Source organism: Amycolatopsis sp. NPDC114478 (genome assembly GCF_055633805.1).
In genome coordinates, this window is sequence record NZ_JBVKDO010000033.1 from 54,213 (window position 1) to 68,702 (window position 14,490).

Here is a 14,490-nt window from a genome sequence, read left to right on the forward strand (position 1 = left end):
GGCCGACGCGGCCCTGCGGCCCCGAAACCGATCCCGGATGCGCCGCTCTGGCCCACTTCGCGCTGGAAACCTCGGCACTCGCGATCCGCGCCGAAGATCCGGCCCGCACCGTCGAAGCCGCGTTCGCCATCCTCGAACACGGCTGGCGCGCCTCACCACGCCGGCCTCAACTCGCGCAGTCGAGCACCTGGTAGTTCTCACGATTACCCGGGTTGCCGAGCCGCTGGCACTGCGTGGCGTAGACAGCTCCCTGGGCCACTCCCCCGGGAAAGGCCAGGATGGGAACGGGACGGCCGATGGGCCACAGGTCGTTCAGCGGCTGCTGCTCGGACCAATAGAATTCGCCCGCCGCGCCGCGGATGGGCTTGTCGCGGTACCCGGTCAGCTGGTCGCGGATGTCCGCAGGTACGGGAAGCGCCTGCTTTTGCGCGTACATCGAGCGGATGGCAGTGACCGCCGCGGCGACCGCGTCGTGGTGCATGACCGCGTAACCGTCAGCCAGGTCGTCCTTCGGGAACCCCGCTGCGCCGGTCATGAACGCGTTGCGGAAGACCGCGTACTGGCTCGGCGCGGACTTGCCCTGCGCCCAGTCGTCGGGCGCCGTCGACGACGCGGCCAAGATCGTGACCTTGGCGTCGGCCAGGTCGCGGGTGGTCAGCGGAGCGGCATCGGTGCCCGGCTGGTCGCCCGGAACCACCACGAGGCCGGTCACGCCGGCGGCGATCACGAGCTGCCGTGCCGCGCTGGCGCCGCGGCGGAACTTCAGGCTTCGCACGAGCCGCGGGAAGTCGGCGTCACGACCGGCGTAGAAGACCACCGCGGGGTTTTCGATGCTGATCGATTCGACCGCTTCCTGGAAGAGCGCGGTCGAGCCGGTGCTGGGCGGAGTGCTGCCGTTGAACCAGGATTGGTGGTTGTTGAGCGAGAGCGGGGCGAACACGTCGACGAAGTCGTCGCCGAGGGTTTGGACGTAGTCGTCGGGATTGCGGTCCCGCACGAGGAAACCGGTCGTGGCCGAGCTGCCGAGCGCCTCTGCCAGCGACCGGACGTAGGCGTGGTTGGACGGGGACACCTTGAACAGGCCGGGTTTCTCGGCACCGCCGTCGGCTTTCCGGGTGGTCATGGTGTCGGCGGTCAGGACGCTGCCGATGCTCGGGAGCTGCCAGCGGGTGTTCAGTTCTTTCGCGGCGTCCCGGGTCTGCGGCACGCTCACGCCCATGCCGGCGACCGCGAGCAGCGGGTGCTCACCCGTGGTCAGGGTGCCCAGTCCGGTGACGACGGTGGGCCACGCTCCCTGATCGTTGCCGATATTGGCCAGCACCAGCTGAATCTGCGGTTTGGGGTCGCCGTAGGGCGTGGGGCCGCCGTTGCTGTAGATCTGCGCGGTGTAGGCGCCTTCGAGCGCGTGCGCGATCGGGCCGGCGCTGAGCTTGCTGTCCGGTTTCGCGGTCATCGGCATCATCACCGCCACCCGTACGTAGGGCTGCCCCGAACCGGCGACACGCCGATTTTCCGCCACGATCTTGCCGACCACCTTCGTCATCACGGGGTCGTCCGAGCCGAACGCGAAGTCGAGGTCGGTGAGCCAGCCGACACACTGCCCATCCGTCTCCTGGCGGTTGAGGCTGTAGCCGTCGCCGGTCCGTGCCGGCACACCGGTGCACTGCGCGGCCTGGTCGGCGAGGCCACCGAGAACCCACCACGTCACGCCGCCCAACGCGAGAATGACTACGGCGACGACGACGAGCACTCGACGGCGTGTTCGCGCTCCGGTCTTCTTGCTGCGCGGATAGGTGTAGTCGGAGTCGGTCACAAAGCTCCTTCGGCAGAGCGCGCCGGCGTGCCCGGCGTCGTGGTGGTGTGGGAGCGAGCCGGGCGCCATCGGCGGGCGTGCGCCCGGTGGGTGGTAACCAGGTCGGACAGCTCGTCGCAGGTGTCGTCCAGGTGGGTGGCGAGTTCATCCAGGCCGCCCGCGATGCGCGTGTGCAGCGTCCGGCGGTGGGTGCAGGACAACGGGTCGGCGGCGGTCTGCAGCCGGTTCACCAGCGACGGCAAGAACGCCGGCCAGCTGCCCGTGGCCGCCGTCGGCTCGCCGCGCCGCGGTGCGGCGGTGACGTCGAGCAGTGTGGCCAGCCATTCGGGCAGTGCTCGGGTGCCCAGGCTGAGGCTGAGTGCATCCAGCACCGCCTCGGTCTGGCCGAGCGCCAGTGCGTAGTGCAGCCGGCGCACCGACGCGGCGTCGTCGGGTTGCCCGGGTGCGGCCAGGAACTCGAACGTCCGGCGCCAGCTCGACGGGTGGTCATCGGGCCGTGCCGCGAGCCGGCGCAGCAGCAGTGCCCGCAGGACGGTCGTCGGCTGCGTGGCGGTGTGGTCCCAGAGGGTGCGCGGCAGGTCGAGACCGTCGGCGCGGGTGGTGACGCGGGTGAGCAGCCGCTGGCCGTCGTGGCGGTCTCGGGCCGCGGAGCAGGTGACCAGGATGTCGATCTCGTCTTCGCCGAAGCCGGTGAGCAGGTGCTCGGTCAGCGCGCTCCGCACGGTCGATGCGCCGTGCGCGGCATCGAGCAGGTGCTCGGGGTCGACGCCGGGCGGCGTGCGGGAGCCGGCCGCGTCGAGCAGGAACGCCGTCGCCCCCGGATGCCCCCCGGTGATGAGGTACACGCAGTTCGCGAGATTGGCGTGCCTGCGCGGTTCCGGCAGCGATACCACCATCTTCCGGACGTCGTCGGCGGAGAGGAACGGCAGCCGGCGCCGGGCCCACACCGCGTGCGCACCGCGTCCGCCGGTGAGGTCGGTGACGGACCCGAGCTCGAGGACTTCGGCGCGTTGCGCGGCCGGCAGCCTGTCCCGCAGCGCGCCTCGGCTGGCTCCGGCGATGACCACCGGGGACGGCAGGTCGGCGCCGGTGTCGGCGTCCAGAGTCCGCAGTGCGACTACGGTGTGGAGGAAGCTCGACCCGAGTGAGCAGTCCGCGTTGTCCAGCAGCACCAGGCAGTTGACGGCCCATTCGGCTGAGTGCCGGGCGGTCCGGAAGTTGTCGCGCAGGTCTGCCAGCAGTGCGTCGCACAGCAGCTCGTCGAACTGGCTCGCAGGTTCCGCCAGCGCCGGGTTGCGCAGCCCGGCGTTCAGGTCGATCAGCTGGCCGACCGGGTCGCCGGGTTCACCGCGATCCCGGTGCCCGTACCAGCTGCGGGCGCGGCCGTGCGCGTTGCGGCTCAGCAGCCGCCGGGCCGCTCCGTCGACGAAAGAGTCGACGGCGAGCTCCACCAGACCACCTGGCGGGTCGACCGACCCCGGCACCTGCTTCAACGCTTCCTGGGCCGCGCCGCTCAGCACCTTCTTGAGGGTGGCGAGGCCGAGCCGTTGGGTGAGCATCGCCTCGACCTGCCGGCGAGCCTCGGCGGGATCGTCGTCCAAGTCGAGCTGAGCTGCCCGCAGGCCGATGACGAGCCGATCGAACCGCAGCGAGCCGTAGAGGGCGCACCGCCGCGACAGCTGCGTGGCGATCGCGGCGAGCAATTCGGGTATGGCGTGTTCCCCGAGCTGTTCCTCGACCGCGGCGACGTCGAGATGAGAATAGGGGATTTTGCCTGCCCACCCCTTCGCGAAGCTCCGCAGCAATGCGGTCTTTCCTGTTCGTGCATCGCCTTCGAAAAGCACGATCGGCGTATGGACTGCCGGCCCGCCCGGGGGCCGGACCAATAGCTGCCGCAGCATCTTCGGCTCGACCGCGCGGCTGTAGAGCTGGCCCCCCACGACACCTCCTGTGTTGTCCGGCTTGGTGGCTTCGGCGACGTCGCTGTCGAGCCACTCGCCGCCCTGGAAGTACAGCTGCGTGGTGATCGTGCGGTGGCCGGGCGCACGCACCATGAGGTGCAGGTGCGCGGGCCGCCAGGCGTGCCAGTCCGCCGCGGCGATGAGCTTCCCGGTCGGGCCGTCGGTCGGGATCTGGTACGGCGCCGGCTGGACGGTGGTGATCTCGAACCGGCCCTGCCCGTCGCTGACGACGACACCGCGCAGGTTCCCGTCCGGGATGTCCGGGGCGAACCCCGAGTAGTAGCCGTCGTCGTCGGCGTGCCAGATGTCCAGCTCCGCCGCGGCGACCGGGTTGCCCTCGACGTCGCGGACCTGCCCGGCGAAGACGAGCGGGGTGCCCTGCTCGTCCGGGCGCATCGGCAGCGCCGTCCGCCACGGCAGCTTCTCCTGGCCGGGCAGGTAGTACGGACCCTGGATGCTGCCCTTGGTCCCGTCCTGGGTCCGCGCGGCGACCTCCTCGACGACGTGCTCGACGAACACGTCGAGGAACAGCGGCCATTCGCCGCCCTCGCCGACGTCCATCAGCCACTGCTTCGCGGCCTGGAACTCGGAATAGGTGACGTCGTGGTCGCGGATGGCCTGGTGGACGCCGTGGAGCACGGCGCGGGCGACCTCGTCGACACGCTCGGGCGGCACGTCCTGCGTCGCACGGCCGGCCGCGCGGAAGGCCGCGCTGGCGGAGCTGCCCGAGCCCGCCGCGGTGGGCGTGGGGTGTTCGGTGGTGGTCATGGCGGGTCCTTCGTCAGCGGGAAAGGGAGGTGGCGCCGGGGTTGTAGAGGTCGGGGACGGTCCAGCCGTCGAGGTCGTACTCGGCCATGCACTGCTCGGCGAAGCCCTTCATCGCCTCGGCCGAACCGGACTGCTGGGACGCGAACAGCAGCTCGGCGCGCACGCCTTCGTGGTTGCCGGAGTAGTTGCGCTCGTAGAGCTCGTGGCGCCCGCCGAACTCGCTGCCGATCGAGTCCCAGATCAGCTTCATCAGCTTCACGCGCTCGACGGAGTCGTAACCGTTGGAGCCGCGGACGTACTGGTCGAGGTAGGGCCGGATCTCCGGCGACTTGAAGTCCTTCGCCGACGACGGCAGGTAGATCAGCGCGGACCCGAGGTCCTGCATGATGATTTCGCGGATGCGCGGGTAGCCCAGCGTCATGAACCAGCGGTAGGCCAGGCCGTAGTCCAGGTGCGGCAGGACGGCGCCGTTCTTCCACTCGTCCGGGTTCGCGGCCATCGCGTCGGACAGCGCCCAGAACAGGTTGCGCCAGCCGATGACCTCGCCGACGCGGGTCTGGATGCCCCGGAAGTCCTTGGTGCCGGTGACTTCCACGCCCTTCATCAGCAGCCCGGCGATGAAGTCGAGCTTGACGGCCAGCCGTGCGACGCCGTGGAAGGTGAAGCGGTGCAGGAAACCGGAGCCGGGGAAGAATGTGCTCGCCTTCTCGGCGTCACCGTAGATGAAGACGTTCTCCCACGGGATCTTCACCTTGTCGAGGATGAAGATCGTGTCGTTCTCGTCGAACCGGCTCGAGAGCGGGTAGTCGAACGGGCTCGCGGTCTGGTCGGCGACGTTCGAGTAGGAGTTGCGGCAGATCAGTTTCATCCCGGGCGCACCCATCGGGACTGTGCAGACGAGCGCGAACTCGCGCTTCTTGATCGGCAGGCCGTAGTGGGCGATGAAGTTGTAGTTGGTGATGGCCGAGCCGGTCGCGACGACCTTGGCGCCGGAGACGATCAGGCCGTCGTCACGCTCCTCCTCGACGTGGATGAACAGGTCCTTGACGTCGTCGGGGTTGCGGTCGCGGTCCACCGGCGGGTTGATGATCGCGTGGTTCCAGTACAGGACCTTCTCCTGCGACTCGGAGTACCAGCGCCGGGCGTTGTCGGCGAAGGGCTCGTAGAAGTCGGAGTTCGCGCCGAGCGTGCCGAGGAAGGCCGCCTTGTAGTCGGGACTGCGGCCCATCCAGCCGTAGGTCATCCGCGCCCACGCGACGATCGCGTCGCGGTCGGCGAAAAGGTCCTCTTTGGACTTCGGCGTGCGGAAGAACGGGTGGGTGAAGCCGCTGCTGCCGGTGTCGGTCGGCGCGGTGAGCACGGACTGCCGGTCGGGGTCGTGCAGGGCGTCGTAGAGGCGGGCGGTCATCCGGACCGAGTTGCGGAACGCCGGGTGCGTGGTGACGTCGTCGACCTTGTCGCCGTAGATGAACACCTCGCGGCCGTCGCGGATGGACTCGATGTACTCGTCGCCGGTCATCGGCCGGGTCGTGCGCACCTTCGCGGGCGCGTCGTGGTCTTGGATGGTCATCGGTGAACCCCTTCGTCGGTGAACGGTCTTTTCGCGGGCGGAGTCAGGAAGCTGCGGTGAGGGGAGCGAATTCGGCCGCCGAGCCGAACCAGCCGAGGTCGGGGCAGTCGACCGAGGCCGACCAGTGGGCGTTGCCGCGCGGGCCGAGTTCGCGGAACCCGCCGGCGAAGAACAGCAACGGGTCGGCGTCGCTGGTTTCGAGGTGCTCGACCTCGCCGATGACGATGAGGTGGTCACCGCCGTCGTAGATCCGCCACGGGCGGCACGAGATGGTGGCCGCGGTGCCGGTGAGCACCGGCGCCACCACGCCTTCGGCCCACCCCGGCGCCCGGTCCTGCGGGCGGCCGGCGAAGTGCCACGCCGTGTCGAGCTGGTCCGCGGCGAGGACGTTGACGGCGAACGGCGCGCCGTCGAGGTAGCGGCAGGCCTTCGACTTGCGCGTCAGCGTCACCTGGCACAGGGCCGGCTCGAGGGAGACGGCGGTGAACGCGTTGACCGTCGCGCCGTGCGGCTCGCCCTGGTCGTTGCGGCAGGTCACGACCGTGACGCCGGTGGCGAAGCGGTCGAAGGCATTCCGGATTTCGCGCTGGTCGAGCGTCATTGCCCTTACCTCCTGTACGCTGTGCGTACATTCTGAACGCTATGCGGACACTGTAGGGAGAGTCCCCCGGCGGGTCCGCGTTGTCAAGACGGGGTCCCCGGCGCGGGTGCGGAAGGATGGGGCCATGGAGACCGACCGCGACTTCATCCAGAGCATCGAGCGGGGCTTCGCCGTGCTGATGGCGTTCAACGCCGACCGCGCGAACCCGACGCTCGCCGAGCTGGCCTCCGCGACCGGCCTGTCCCGCCCCGCCGTCCGCCGGATTCTCCTGACGCTGCAACGGCTCGGGTACGTCCGCGGCGACGGGCCGCGCTGGACGCTGACCCCGCGCGTGCTCAGCATCGGCCAGCACTACTCGGCGTCGCACGGGATGATCGAGACCGCCCAGCCGCGGCTGCTGAGCCTGGCCGAGGAGACCGGCGAGTCGGCGTCACTGGCCGCGTTGGACGGCGCCGAGGTCGTCTACGTCGCCCGCGTCCCGGTGCGGCGGATCATGAGCATCAACGTCTCGATCGGTACGCGCGTGCCGGCGCACGCGACGTCGATGGGCCGGGTGCTGCTGGCCTGGGCCCCGCCGGCGGTGGTCGACGAGGTCGTCGCGGCGGGTCTGCCCCGGTTCACCACGCGGACGATCACCGACGAAGGCGACTTCCGGAAGGCGCTGCGGACGGTGCAGGACCAGGGCTGGTCGCTCGTCGCCGAGGAGCTCGAGGAGGGCCTGCTCTCGGTGTCCGCGCCCGTGCGGGATGCGAGCGGCGCGGTGGTGGCCGCGCTGGCCTCGTCGACGTCGAGCGGACGCTCGGATGTCGAGAAGCTGCGCCAGGAGGTCGTGCCGCTGGTGGTCCGGACGGCCGCGCGGATCAGCACCGACCTCGGGCACCGCGTCGTGCCCGGCACCGGCCGCGAAGGGTTCTTTTAGACCTCAGTGGCCAGCGAACGACCGTCCGCGGGGAAATCGTCAGCTCCGCGGCGATCGCCTTGTTGATGTGATCCCGGCGATCAGCGTCGCGATCTCGTGCTCACGCGACGTCAACGGCGAACCAGGAACCGAGGGGCTTGCGGCTCGGGGCGGCACCGCTTTCCCGCTCCACAATGGACATCGACTTCCCAGCCGAGAAGTCGGCCTGAGCCGAGATCGGCGGCGTACTTCACCCCAGAACTCATTTATCCTCCTGCACGGACGCCCGGACCAGCGGCCGGTACCTGCCCGACCGGAGGCGGCTGACGAGGGCCGTCAGCGGCGCGCGCAGCAGCAGGCCGATCAGCGCCACAGCCGCGCCGAGCAGCGCTCCGGCCAGGACGTCGTGGACGTAGTGCGCGCCGAGGTACACGCGGGAAAACCCGATCAGCACCGCCACCGCGAGCGCGGCGAGCCCGGCTCGGCGGCCGACGAGGAACAGGGCGACGGCCGCGGACACGGCGATCGTCACGTGGTTGCTGGGGAACGAGTAGTCCGTCGCGAAGTCGCAGGTGACCACGGTCGGCACGGCCGGGTAGCGGATGCAGGGGCGCGGTTCCTCGACGAGGATCTTGACCAGGTTGCTCAGGCCGTAGGCCAAGCCGACCGCGATGGGCACCCAGAGCACGGCCGCCATCCGGCCGGCGTCCTGGCGACGTGCGCGCCACCACGCGACCGCGACGACAAGCGCGAGGAGTACCAGACCGGCGTTGGTGAAGACTTGGAAGAACCCGTGCAGCCACGGGGTCGCGCGGGCGAACCCGAGCACGTCCAGGTACCAGCCGCCATCGATGGCTCCGCCGTCCACCGCTCCGCCCACCCTTTCGATCGACAATGGTGTAGAACTTCTACTTTAGTGTAGATGGTCGTGGCGTGCGCCGTCGCCGGGAGGTGACGAACGGGGTTTCGACAGGCAGACAGATTGGTGGTGGGCGGATGCGGCGTGCGCCCGGTGAGCTCGAGGCGCAGGTGCTGGCCGTGCTGTGGAAGGCCGGCGGCCCCCTGACGCCGGCCGACGTGCGGGAGCGGCTCGGCGCCGGCCTGGCCTACACCACCGTGGTGACCATCCTGTCCCGGCTCCACGAAAAGGGCGTTGCCGAGCGCGAGAAACTGGGCCGGTCCTTCCGGTACCGCGCCATCGACGACGAACCGGGGCTGGCCGCGCGGCGCATGACCAAGGTGCTCGACAGCGAACCCGACCGCGACAGCGTGCTCACCCGCTTCGTCTCGAACCTGTCCGAATCGGACGAACACCTGCTCCGCGAGCTGTTGCGGCAGAACGAAGGCTGACCGGCAGCCGAACCGGATTCAGAGCGGCGCTTCGAGCCGGTAGCCGTGCCCGCGCAGTGTCGTGATCACCGGCACCGTCGCGCCCGCCCTCTCGGCGAGCCGCCGACGCAGCGCGGCCATGGTGACATCCAGGGTCTTGGTCGGCCCGAACCAGTTCTCGTCCCAGACCTCCGCCATGAGGTCTTCGCGGCTGACCGCGACACCCGGCCGGTGGGCCAACGCGGCGAGCAGGTCGAACTCCTTGGGGCGCAGGGAGATCTCGTGTCCGCGCAGGAGGCATCGCCGCGCGTCGACGTCGAGCACGAGGTCGCCGAGGCGCACCGGGGCGGTGCCGGCGGACGCGGCGGGGCGGCGGCGCAGGTGGGCCCGCAGACGGGCCAGCAGCACGGTGACGGTGACGGGTTTGACCAGGTAGTCGTCGGCGCCGGCGTCGAGACCCACGATGATGTCGATCTCGTCGGCCCGGGCGGTGAGGATGATGATCACGACGTCCGGGTCCGCGCCCCGCAGGGTCCGGGCCACGTCGACACCGTCGGTGTCCGGGAGGCCGAGGTCGAGCAGGACGACGTCGGGCGCGCTTTGCCGCGCCTGCGCCAGCCCGCCTTCACCGGTCCGGCACCAGTGCGCCTCGTAGCCGTTGGCGAGCAGCCCGGTGCGGAGGTGGCCACCGATCGCCGGGTCGTCCTCGATCAGGAGGACCTCGACGGCGTCGCCAGCACGCTGCATGCTCATGAGCCGGATCGTAACCAGTGCGGCCACGGGCGGCCCGGCGCGCCGTGGCTGGTCACAGGTCCCGCAGCTCCTCCACCGCCGGTCGGGTCGACGCCCGGGCACTGACCACCGCGGCGACGGCGAGGGCGGCGGCCACGGCCGCGGCGGTGGCCGCGAGGTAGGTCCAGGGGACGGCGATGGCCGAGGGGGGCGGGTCGAAGACACCGGTCAGCACGGTCACGAGCATCCGGGCCAGGCCCCAGGCGATGACGGCGCCGCCGAGCAGGCCGCACGCGCCGAGCAGGAGTCCTTCCCCGAGCACGAGCCCGCGTAGCTGCCGCCGGTTCGCGCCGAGCACGGCCATGATGGCCAGGGTGCGTCGCCGTTCGGCCAGTCCGACGGCCAGGACGATGCCGCCGGCACCGGCGGCCAGCAGGACGGCGAAGGTCAGCTCGAGCCGGGTCAGGCCGTGCAGGTCGACCGACGTGAGGCTGGAGCCGACCCGCGCGCGCGTCTGCGTGAGGTCGGTGACGGCCGCGCCGACCCCCAGCCGCGTCCGCAGGGCCGCGGCGACCTCGGGCTGACCGGTCCCGCCGGTGTCGATGAGGAACGCGCCCACGGCGTCGGAACCGGTCGTCCGGGCGAGGTAGTCGGCGTTGGCGACGAAGAAGCTGTCCTTGGGCGCGGTCGGGAACTCTTTGACGACCCCGGCGTAGTGGAACGGCACGGTCCTCAGCTCCTTGGTGCGGTTGTCCTGCACCCGGAGGTTGACCAGGTCACCCGGGACGAGCTGGAAGTCCTTGACGGTTTCGGCGCTGACCAGGATCGCGTCGGGCTGCCGGGCGAGCACGGCCATCAGCCCGGCCGCGGTGCCGCCCTGGAAGTAGGCGTCTTGCAGTGCGGTGGCCCGCGTGATGGTGTCCGGGCGCACGCCGTAGAGATCCTGCAGGTCGGCACCGACGTAGGCGAACCGGTGCTGGAGCGGCTCGACACCACGGACCCCGGGTACGGTCCGCAGCTGCGCGCCGGCGGCCGGCCCGACCTGCGTGCCCGGCGATTCGGTGACGGTGACGTCGGCGCCGTTGGTCAGCTGGGCGTCGGCCTCGGCCTGCTGCTCGTAGGTCCTGTTGAACACCGCGGTCGACGCGGCGAAGGACAAGGCCAGCGCGAGCAGGACGATGGCTCGGGCGAGGGTCCGGCGCTGGCGCGACAGGCTCGCCGCGCCCGGGGCGGCGAGGTGGCCGGCGAGGGGCCGCAGCAGCCGTTCGAGCGGGCCGCGTCCGTGCGCCAAGGCGAGGATCACCAGGCGCCACAAGAGCACGGCGGCGCCGAGCCAGAGCAGCGCGGGTCCGAGGAAAGCCCAGTACGACACGGAAATCGACGGCACGCCCTCCGGGGCGAGCACCAACGCGTAGTCGTTGCCACTCGACGCCCAGAAGACCACCAGCGATGCGCCGATGAGCAGGAAGTCGGCCCCGGCTTTGAGCCACCACGGGGTTCGCGGCCTCCCGACGGTCTGCCGGACCTGGGCGACGCTGCGGCCGCGCAGATCCACGACCGCGGGCACGAGGACCGCCAGGGTGGTGATCAGCAAGCCCGCGGCGAACGCGACGGTGAACCACAGCACCGTCGCCCCGGTGTCGGCACCGGCCGGTGAGGGTCCGAACGCGAGGCGGGCGGCCGCGGCGGCGATGCCGAGTCCGGCGGCACCGCCGAGGACACCGACGAGAACCGCTTCGGCGACCGCGAGCCGCACCACGGCTGCCGGTGCGTAGCCGCGAGTGCGGAGCAGCGCCTGTTCGGCACGCCGGCGTTCGGCGCCGGAGCTGACCAGCGCCGCGGTCAGCAGCGCGGACAGCACGACCCCGGGCAGTCCGAGGAACAGGAAGAGCATTTGCGCATACGCGGCATCCCCGCGAGCGGCGTCCAAAGCCGCGGCGACGTTGTCGCCGACCAGTGCGGCGCCGGCGGCTCGTGCTTCGAAGTTGTGCGCGGTGGCGACCGCCGACCGGTACGCCGCCGCCGGGTCGCCGGGCCACGGGGTGGTGAGCCGGACGTGGAACTGGGTCGTCCCGGGCTGGCCACTCAGCTCGGCGAACACGGCGTCGGGCACCAGCAGCACGTTGTCCGGGGGCGCCGCGGGCTGTGCCTGGGCGGCTGCTCCGACCTTCTGGAAGAGGGAGTCGGCCTGGGGCAGGTCGACGACCCCGGCGACGGTCACCGCCAAGGGGCCTGCCCCGGCGCGTCCGATGCCGACCTGGTCACCGGGGCGTACGTGCAGGTTCGACGCGGTCTGCTGAGCGATGAGCACGCCGGTGGGTGCGCCGGCCAGGTGCCGGATCTCGTCCGGGAACGCCGTCGCGTAGTCCGCCGGGACGCCGAGGACGACGCCGGGTCCCGTGGTCTGGGTGGTGCCGTCGCCGGCGGCGCGGAAACCGGGCGTCCGTGCGATGTGGACGCGTTCGACCGCGCCGGCGCCGGGCGTGGCGCGCAGCTGCCGCAGCACGGCCTCGGGGTCCCCGCCGGGCTGCACCTCGACCTGCCAGTCGACGGCGACCGAGCGCAGGGCCCGCGCGGTCATCGTCGCCTGCGACGCGGTCAGGAAGGTCCCCAGCGCGGCGATCAGCGCCACCCCGAGCGCGATGCCCGCCGCGGTGGCGAGCACCCGGCCGGTCCGGTGCCGCAGCAGCCCGGCCAGCCAGCGCACCGTCATGATCGCACCACGGTGGTGAGCAGTCTGCCCGCACGCATCGTCCAGTGCGTGTCGAGCCGGTCGGCGACCGCGGTGTCGTGGGTGGTGACGACGAGTGCGGCCTCGACGTGATCCGTCGCGGCGAGCAGCGCGTCGAGCAGACGGCGACCCGCCGTGTGGTCGAGCTGGCCGGTGGGTTCGTCGGCCAGGACCAGGCGCGGACGCCGCGCGAGCACCCGCGCGACGGCCACCCGCTGCGCCTGGCCGCCGGAGATCTCCTCGGGGAGTTTCGCGGCCAGTTCCGCCAGGTCCACCAGTTCGAGGGCCTCGGCCACCCGGCGCGCGACTTCGGACCGGTCGACGCCCGCGATGACGAGCGGGAGGCCGGTGTTCTCCGCGACGTTCAGGGTCGGCACCAGGCTGGGGCTCTGGAAGACCACCCCGATCAGGTGGGCGCGGGTCTCGGCGGTCACCGGCAGCCCCGGCCAGCTGACCTGCCCCCGCGTCGGCCGCTCGAGGCCCGCCATCAGGTGCAGCAAGGTGGACTTGCCCGACCCGGACGGCCCCGCCACGGCGATCCGGGCCCCGGCCGGCACGGTGCAGCTGGTGCCGTGCACCGCGACGACGGCCGACGGGCCGGTGCCGTAGGTGCGCGACACGTCGTCGCAGGCCACCACGATCTCGGTCATCCGGCCACCGCCCCGTCCCGCAGGGTCACCACGCGGTCGGCGATCCGCACCACCTCGGCGCTGTGGGTCACCACGAGCAGCCCGGCGCCGCGGCCGGTGTGCTTCCGCAGCAGGGAGAGGACTTCCTGCTCGGTCGCTCCGTCGAGCTCGCCGGTCGGTTCGTCGGCCAGGATGACGTCCGGGTCGTTGGCCAGCGCCACCGCCAGGCCGGCCCGCGCGAGCTCGCCGCCCGAGAGCTGGGCGGGCACGGCCCGGCCCCGGCCGGCGAGGCCGACCTGCTCGAGGAGTTCGCCGGCCCGGACGCGTCCCCGGCCGGCGGCTCGGCGGGCCAGCCGGATGTTCGTGGTCACGTCGAGGTGCGGGACGAGGTTCCGGGCCTGGAGCAGCACACCGACGCGGTCGGCCCGGACGCGCGCGCGATCGGCCTCCCGGCGATGGGTCATGCGCACACCGCCGACCCGGACGGTGCCACCCGCCGGTTCGTCCAGACCGGCCAGGCAGGCCAGGAGGGTCGACTTTCCCGAACCGGACGGCCCGACCACGGCGACCGTCTCGCCCCGTTCGACGGTCAGCGACACGCCGCGCAACGCGAGTGTCTCGTCGTCTCCGGTGTGGAAGAACCGGTACAGGTCACGGGCTTCCAACGCCGGCACTGGGTCCGTCGTCATCACGGCCACCGCAGGGAGTCGGTGACCGTGCGCCACGGGTCGACGTTGTCGGCGTTCACCGGGCCGGACAGCGTCAGGTCGACCCGGGTGCCGGCGTGGAAGAAGACGTAGTGCTCGAAGGCGTCCCGGACGACCTTGCCGGTGACCGGGTTCGGCGGCGAGTCGCCTTGGTAGGTCACCAGGACGGCCGGACCCGCCTGGCGGGTCACGGTGGAGACCTGACCGAGAGCGAAGCGCGGCACCTGGCCGCGCCACGCCGGCACGTCCGTCGCCGTGACCGAGGCGGCGGTCGGGGCGGCGGTGGCACCGGCCGTGCTCACCTGGACCTGGTTCAGCTTGTCGGTGAACGTCGTCGTGGCGCCCGCGGTGGTCGAGGCCCAGCCCTCCGGGATCTTCACCGAGAACGCCGCACCCGGCGGGGTGAACGCGACGAAGGCCTGGTTGTCCGGGATGTCACCCGGTGGGTTGGATTCCGTGGCCGGTTGCCCGGACTCCGACGCCGTCGCCGAAGAGGTCATCGGCGGCGGCGCGGACGCGCTGGGTGACGGGGGTGGTGATGCGCCCGAACAGGCGGACACCGCCCACGCCGTGACCAGGATTCCCGTGCCCAGCACCGTTTTCCCGTTCGACATGACACCTCCCGACCGCGCGACGACCACCCGTTCCTCACGCTATGGACCACACGGCTACGGCAATCGCCCGGAAAGGTACGAGGACGGCAAAACCCGGGCCGGCCGGCCCGGGTTCCGTCGCGGCGGCCCGGCGGACC

The 14,490-nt window shown here is 71.6% G+C and carries 12 protein-coding genes; 2 read left to right on the plus strand and 10 right to left on the minus strand.

All coding sequences use genetic code 11. The features are described 5' to 3' along the window. Positions 1-166: 166 nt before the first annotated feature. From ACZ7OH_RS47445 to ACZ7OH_RS47460, 4 genes are read right to left on the minus strand one after another with little or no spacing between them, the layout of a single operon-like run. Positions 167-1,813 carry a hypothetical protein gene (locus tag ACZ7OH_RS47445; RefSeq protein WP_470286955.1) on the minus strand — a complete coding sequence of 549 codons (1,647 nt, stop codon included), beginning with the start codon at positions 1,811-1,813 and terminating at the stop codon, positions 167-169. Then, complete coding sequence (locus ACZ7OH_RS47450) at positions 1,810-4,542, minus strand: dioxygenase family protein (RefSeq protein WP_470286956.1); 2,733 nt, start codon at positions 4,540-4,542, stop codon at positions 1,810-1,812. Before ACZ7OH_RS47450 ends, ACZ7OH_RS47445 begins: the two co-directional genes overlap by 4 nt. A 13-nt stretch (positions 4,543-4,555) precedes the next feature. Next, a complete protein-coding gene (locus ACZ7OH_RS47455) occupies positions 4,556-6,112 on the minus strand; it encodes a 4-hydroxyphenylacetate 3-hydroxylase family protein (RefSeq protein ID WP_470286957.1) in 1,557 nt (518 codons plus the stop codon). A 43-nt stretch (positions 6,113-6,155) separates the two neighbouring features. Next, on the minus strand, positions 6,156-6,713 hold the full coding sequence (locus ACZ7OH_RS47460) for a flavin reductase family protein (protein ID WP_470286958.1): 558 nt from the start codon (positions 6,711-6,713) through the stop codon (positions 6,156-6,158). 124 nt (positions 6,714-6,837) lie between these two features. Between ACZ7OH_RS47460 and ACZ7OH_RS47465 the strand changes: the two genes are divergently transcribed. Then, positions 6,838-7,632: an IclR family transcriptional regulator domain-containing protein gene (locus ACZ7OH_RS47465; RefSeq protein WP_470286959.1), complete on the plus strand. Its 795-nt coding sequence runs from the start codon at positions 6,838-6,840 to the stop codon at positions 7,630-7,632. 241 nt (positions 7,633-7,873) lie between these two features. Here ACZ7OH_RS47465 and ACZ7OH_RS47470 read toward each other — a convergent pair whose 3' ends face one another. Continuing rightward, complete coding sequence (locus ACZ7OH_RS47470) at positions 7,874-8,479, minus strand: phosphatase PAP2 family protein (protein ID WP_470286960.1); 606 nt, start codon at positions 8,477-8,479, stop codon at positions 7,874-7,876. Between the two features lie 128 nt (positions 8,480-8,607). Between ACZ7OH_RS47470 and ACZ7OH_RS47475 the strand changes: the two genes are divergently transcribed. Then, positions 8,608-8,961 carry a BlaI/MecI/CopY family transcriptional regulator gene (locus ACZ7OH_RS47475; protein WP_470286961.1) on the plus strand — a complete coding sequence of 118 codons (354 nt, stop codon included), beginning with the start codon at positions 8,608-8,610 and terminating at the stop codon, positions 8,959-8,961. Between the two features lie 18 nt (positions 8,962-8,979). Here ACZ7OH_RS47475 and ACZ7OH_RS47480 read toward each other — a convergent pair whose 3' ends face one another. Genes ACZ7OH_RS47480 through ACZ7OH_RS47500 form a run of 5 tightly spaced genes read right to left on the minus strand, consistent with a single transcriptional unit; the run spans position 8,980 to position 14,353 of the window. After that, positions 8,980-9,693: a response regulator transcription factor gene (locus ACZ7OH_RS47480; RefSeq protein ID WP_470286962.1), complete on the minus strand. Its 714-nt coding sequence runs from the start codon at positions 9,691-9,693 to the stop codon at positions 8,980-8,982. A gap of 52 nt (positions 9,694-9,745) precedes the next feature. Then, positions 9,746-12,385, minus strand: coding sequence for an FtsX-like permease family protein (locus ACZ7OH_RS47485; protein ID WP_470286963.1), 2,640 nt, complete (start codon positions 12,383-12,385; stop codon positions 9,746-9,748). Further along, positions 12,382-13,053, minus strand: coding sequence for an ABC transporter ATP-binding protein (locus ACZ7OH_RS47490; RefSeq protein ID WP_470286964.1), 672 nt, complete (start codon positions 13,051-13,053; stop codon positions 12,382-12,384). Before ACZ7OH_RS47490 ends, ACZ7OH_RS47485 begins: the two co-directional genes overlap by 4 nt. Beyond that, complete coding sequence (locus ACZ7OH_RS47495) at positions 13,050-13,721, minus strand: ABC transporter ATP-binding protein (protein ID WP_470286965.1); 672 nt, start codon at positions 13,719-13,721, stop codon at positions 13,050-13,052. Before ACZ7OH_RS47495 ends, ACZ7OH_RS47490 begins: the two co-directional genes overlap by 4 nt. Next, positions 13,721-14,353, minus strand: coding sequence for a hypothetical protein (locus tag ACZ7OH_RS47500; protein WP_470286966.1), 633 nt, complete (start codon positions 14,351-14,353; stop codon positions 13,721-13,723). Before ACZ7OH_RS47500 ends, ACZ7OH_RS47495 begins: the two co-directional genes overlap by 1 nt. Positions 14,354-14,490 lie beyond the last annotated feature (137 nt).

Bases quoted from the DNA above. Each gene is read 5' to 3' on its own strand.
- ACZ7OH_RS47485 (WP_470286963.1), bottom strand. From the start codon at position 12,385: ATGACGGTGCGCTGGCTGGCCGGGCTGCTGCGGCACCGGACCGGCCGG.
- ACZ7OH_RS47480 (WP_470286962.1), bottom strand. From the start codon at position 9,693: ATGAGCATGCAGCGTGCTGGCGACGCCGTCGAGGTCCTCCTGATCGAG.
- ACZ7OH_RS47460 (WP_470286958.1), bottom strand. From the start codon at position 6,713: ATGACGCTCGACCAGCGCGAAATCCGGAATGCCTTCGACCGCTTCGCC.
- ACZ7OH_RS47495 (WP_470286965.1), bottom strand. From the start codon at position 13,721: ATGACGACGGACCCAGTGCCGGCGTTGGAAGCCCGTGACCTGTACCGG.
- ACZ7OH_RS47475 (WP_470286961.1), top strand. From the start codon at position 8,608: ATGCGGCGTGCGCCCGGTGAGCTCGAGGCGCAGGTGCTGGCCGTGCTG.
- ACZ7OH_RS47490 (WP_470286964.1), bottom strand. From the start codon at position 13,053: ATGACCGAGATCGTGGTGGCCTGCGACGACGTGTCGCGCACCTACGGC.
- ACZ7OH_RS47455 (WP_470286957.1), bottom strand. From the start codon at position 6,112: ATGACCATCCAAGACCACGACGCGCCCGCGAAGGTGCGCACGACCCGG.
- ACZ7OH_RS47465 (WP_470286959.1), top strand. From the start codon at position 6,838: ATGGAGACCGACCGCGACTTCATCCAGAGCATCGAGCGGGGCTTCGCC.
- ACZ7OH_RS47450 (WP_470286956.1), bottom strand. From the start codon at position 4,542: ATGACCACCACCGAACACCCCACGCCCACCGCGGCGGGCTCGGGCAGC.
- ACZ7OH_RS47500 (WP_470286966.1), bottom strand. From the start codon at position 14,353: ATGTCGAACGGGAAAACGGTGCTGGGCACGGGAATCCTGGTCACGGCG.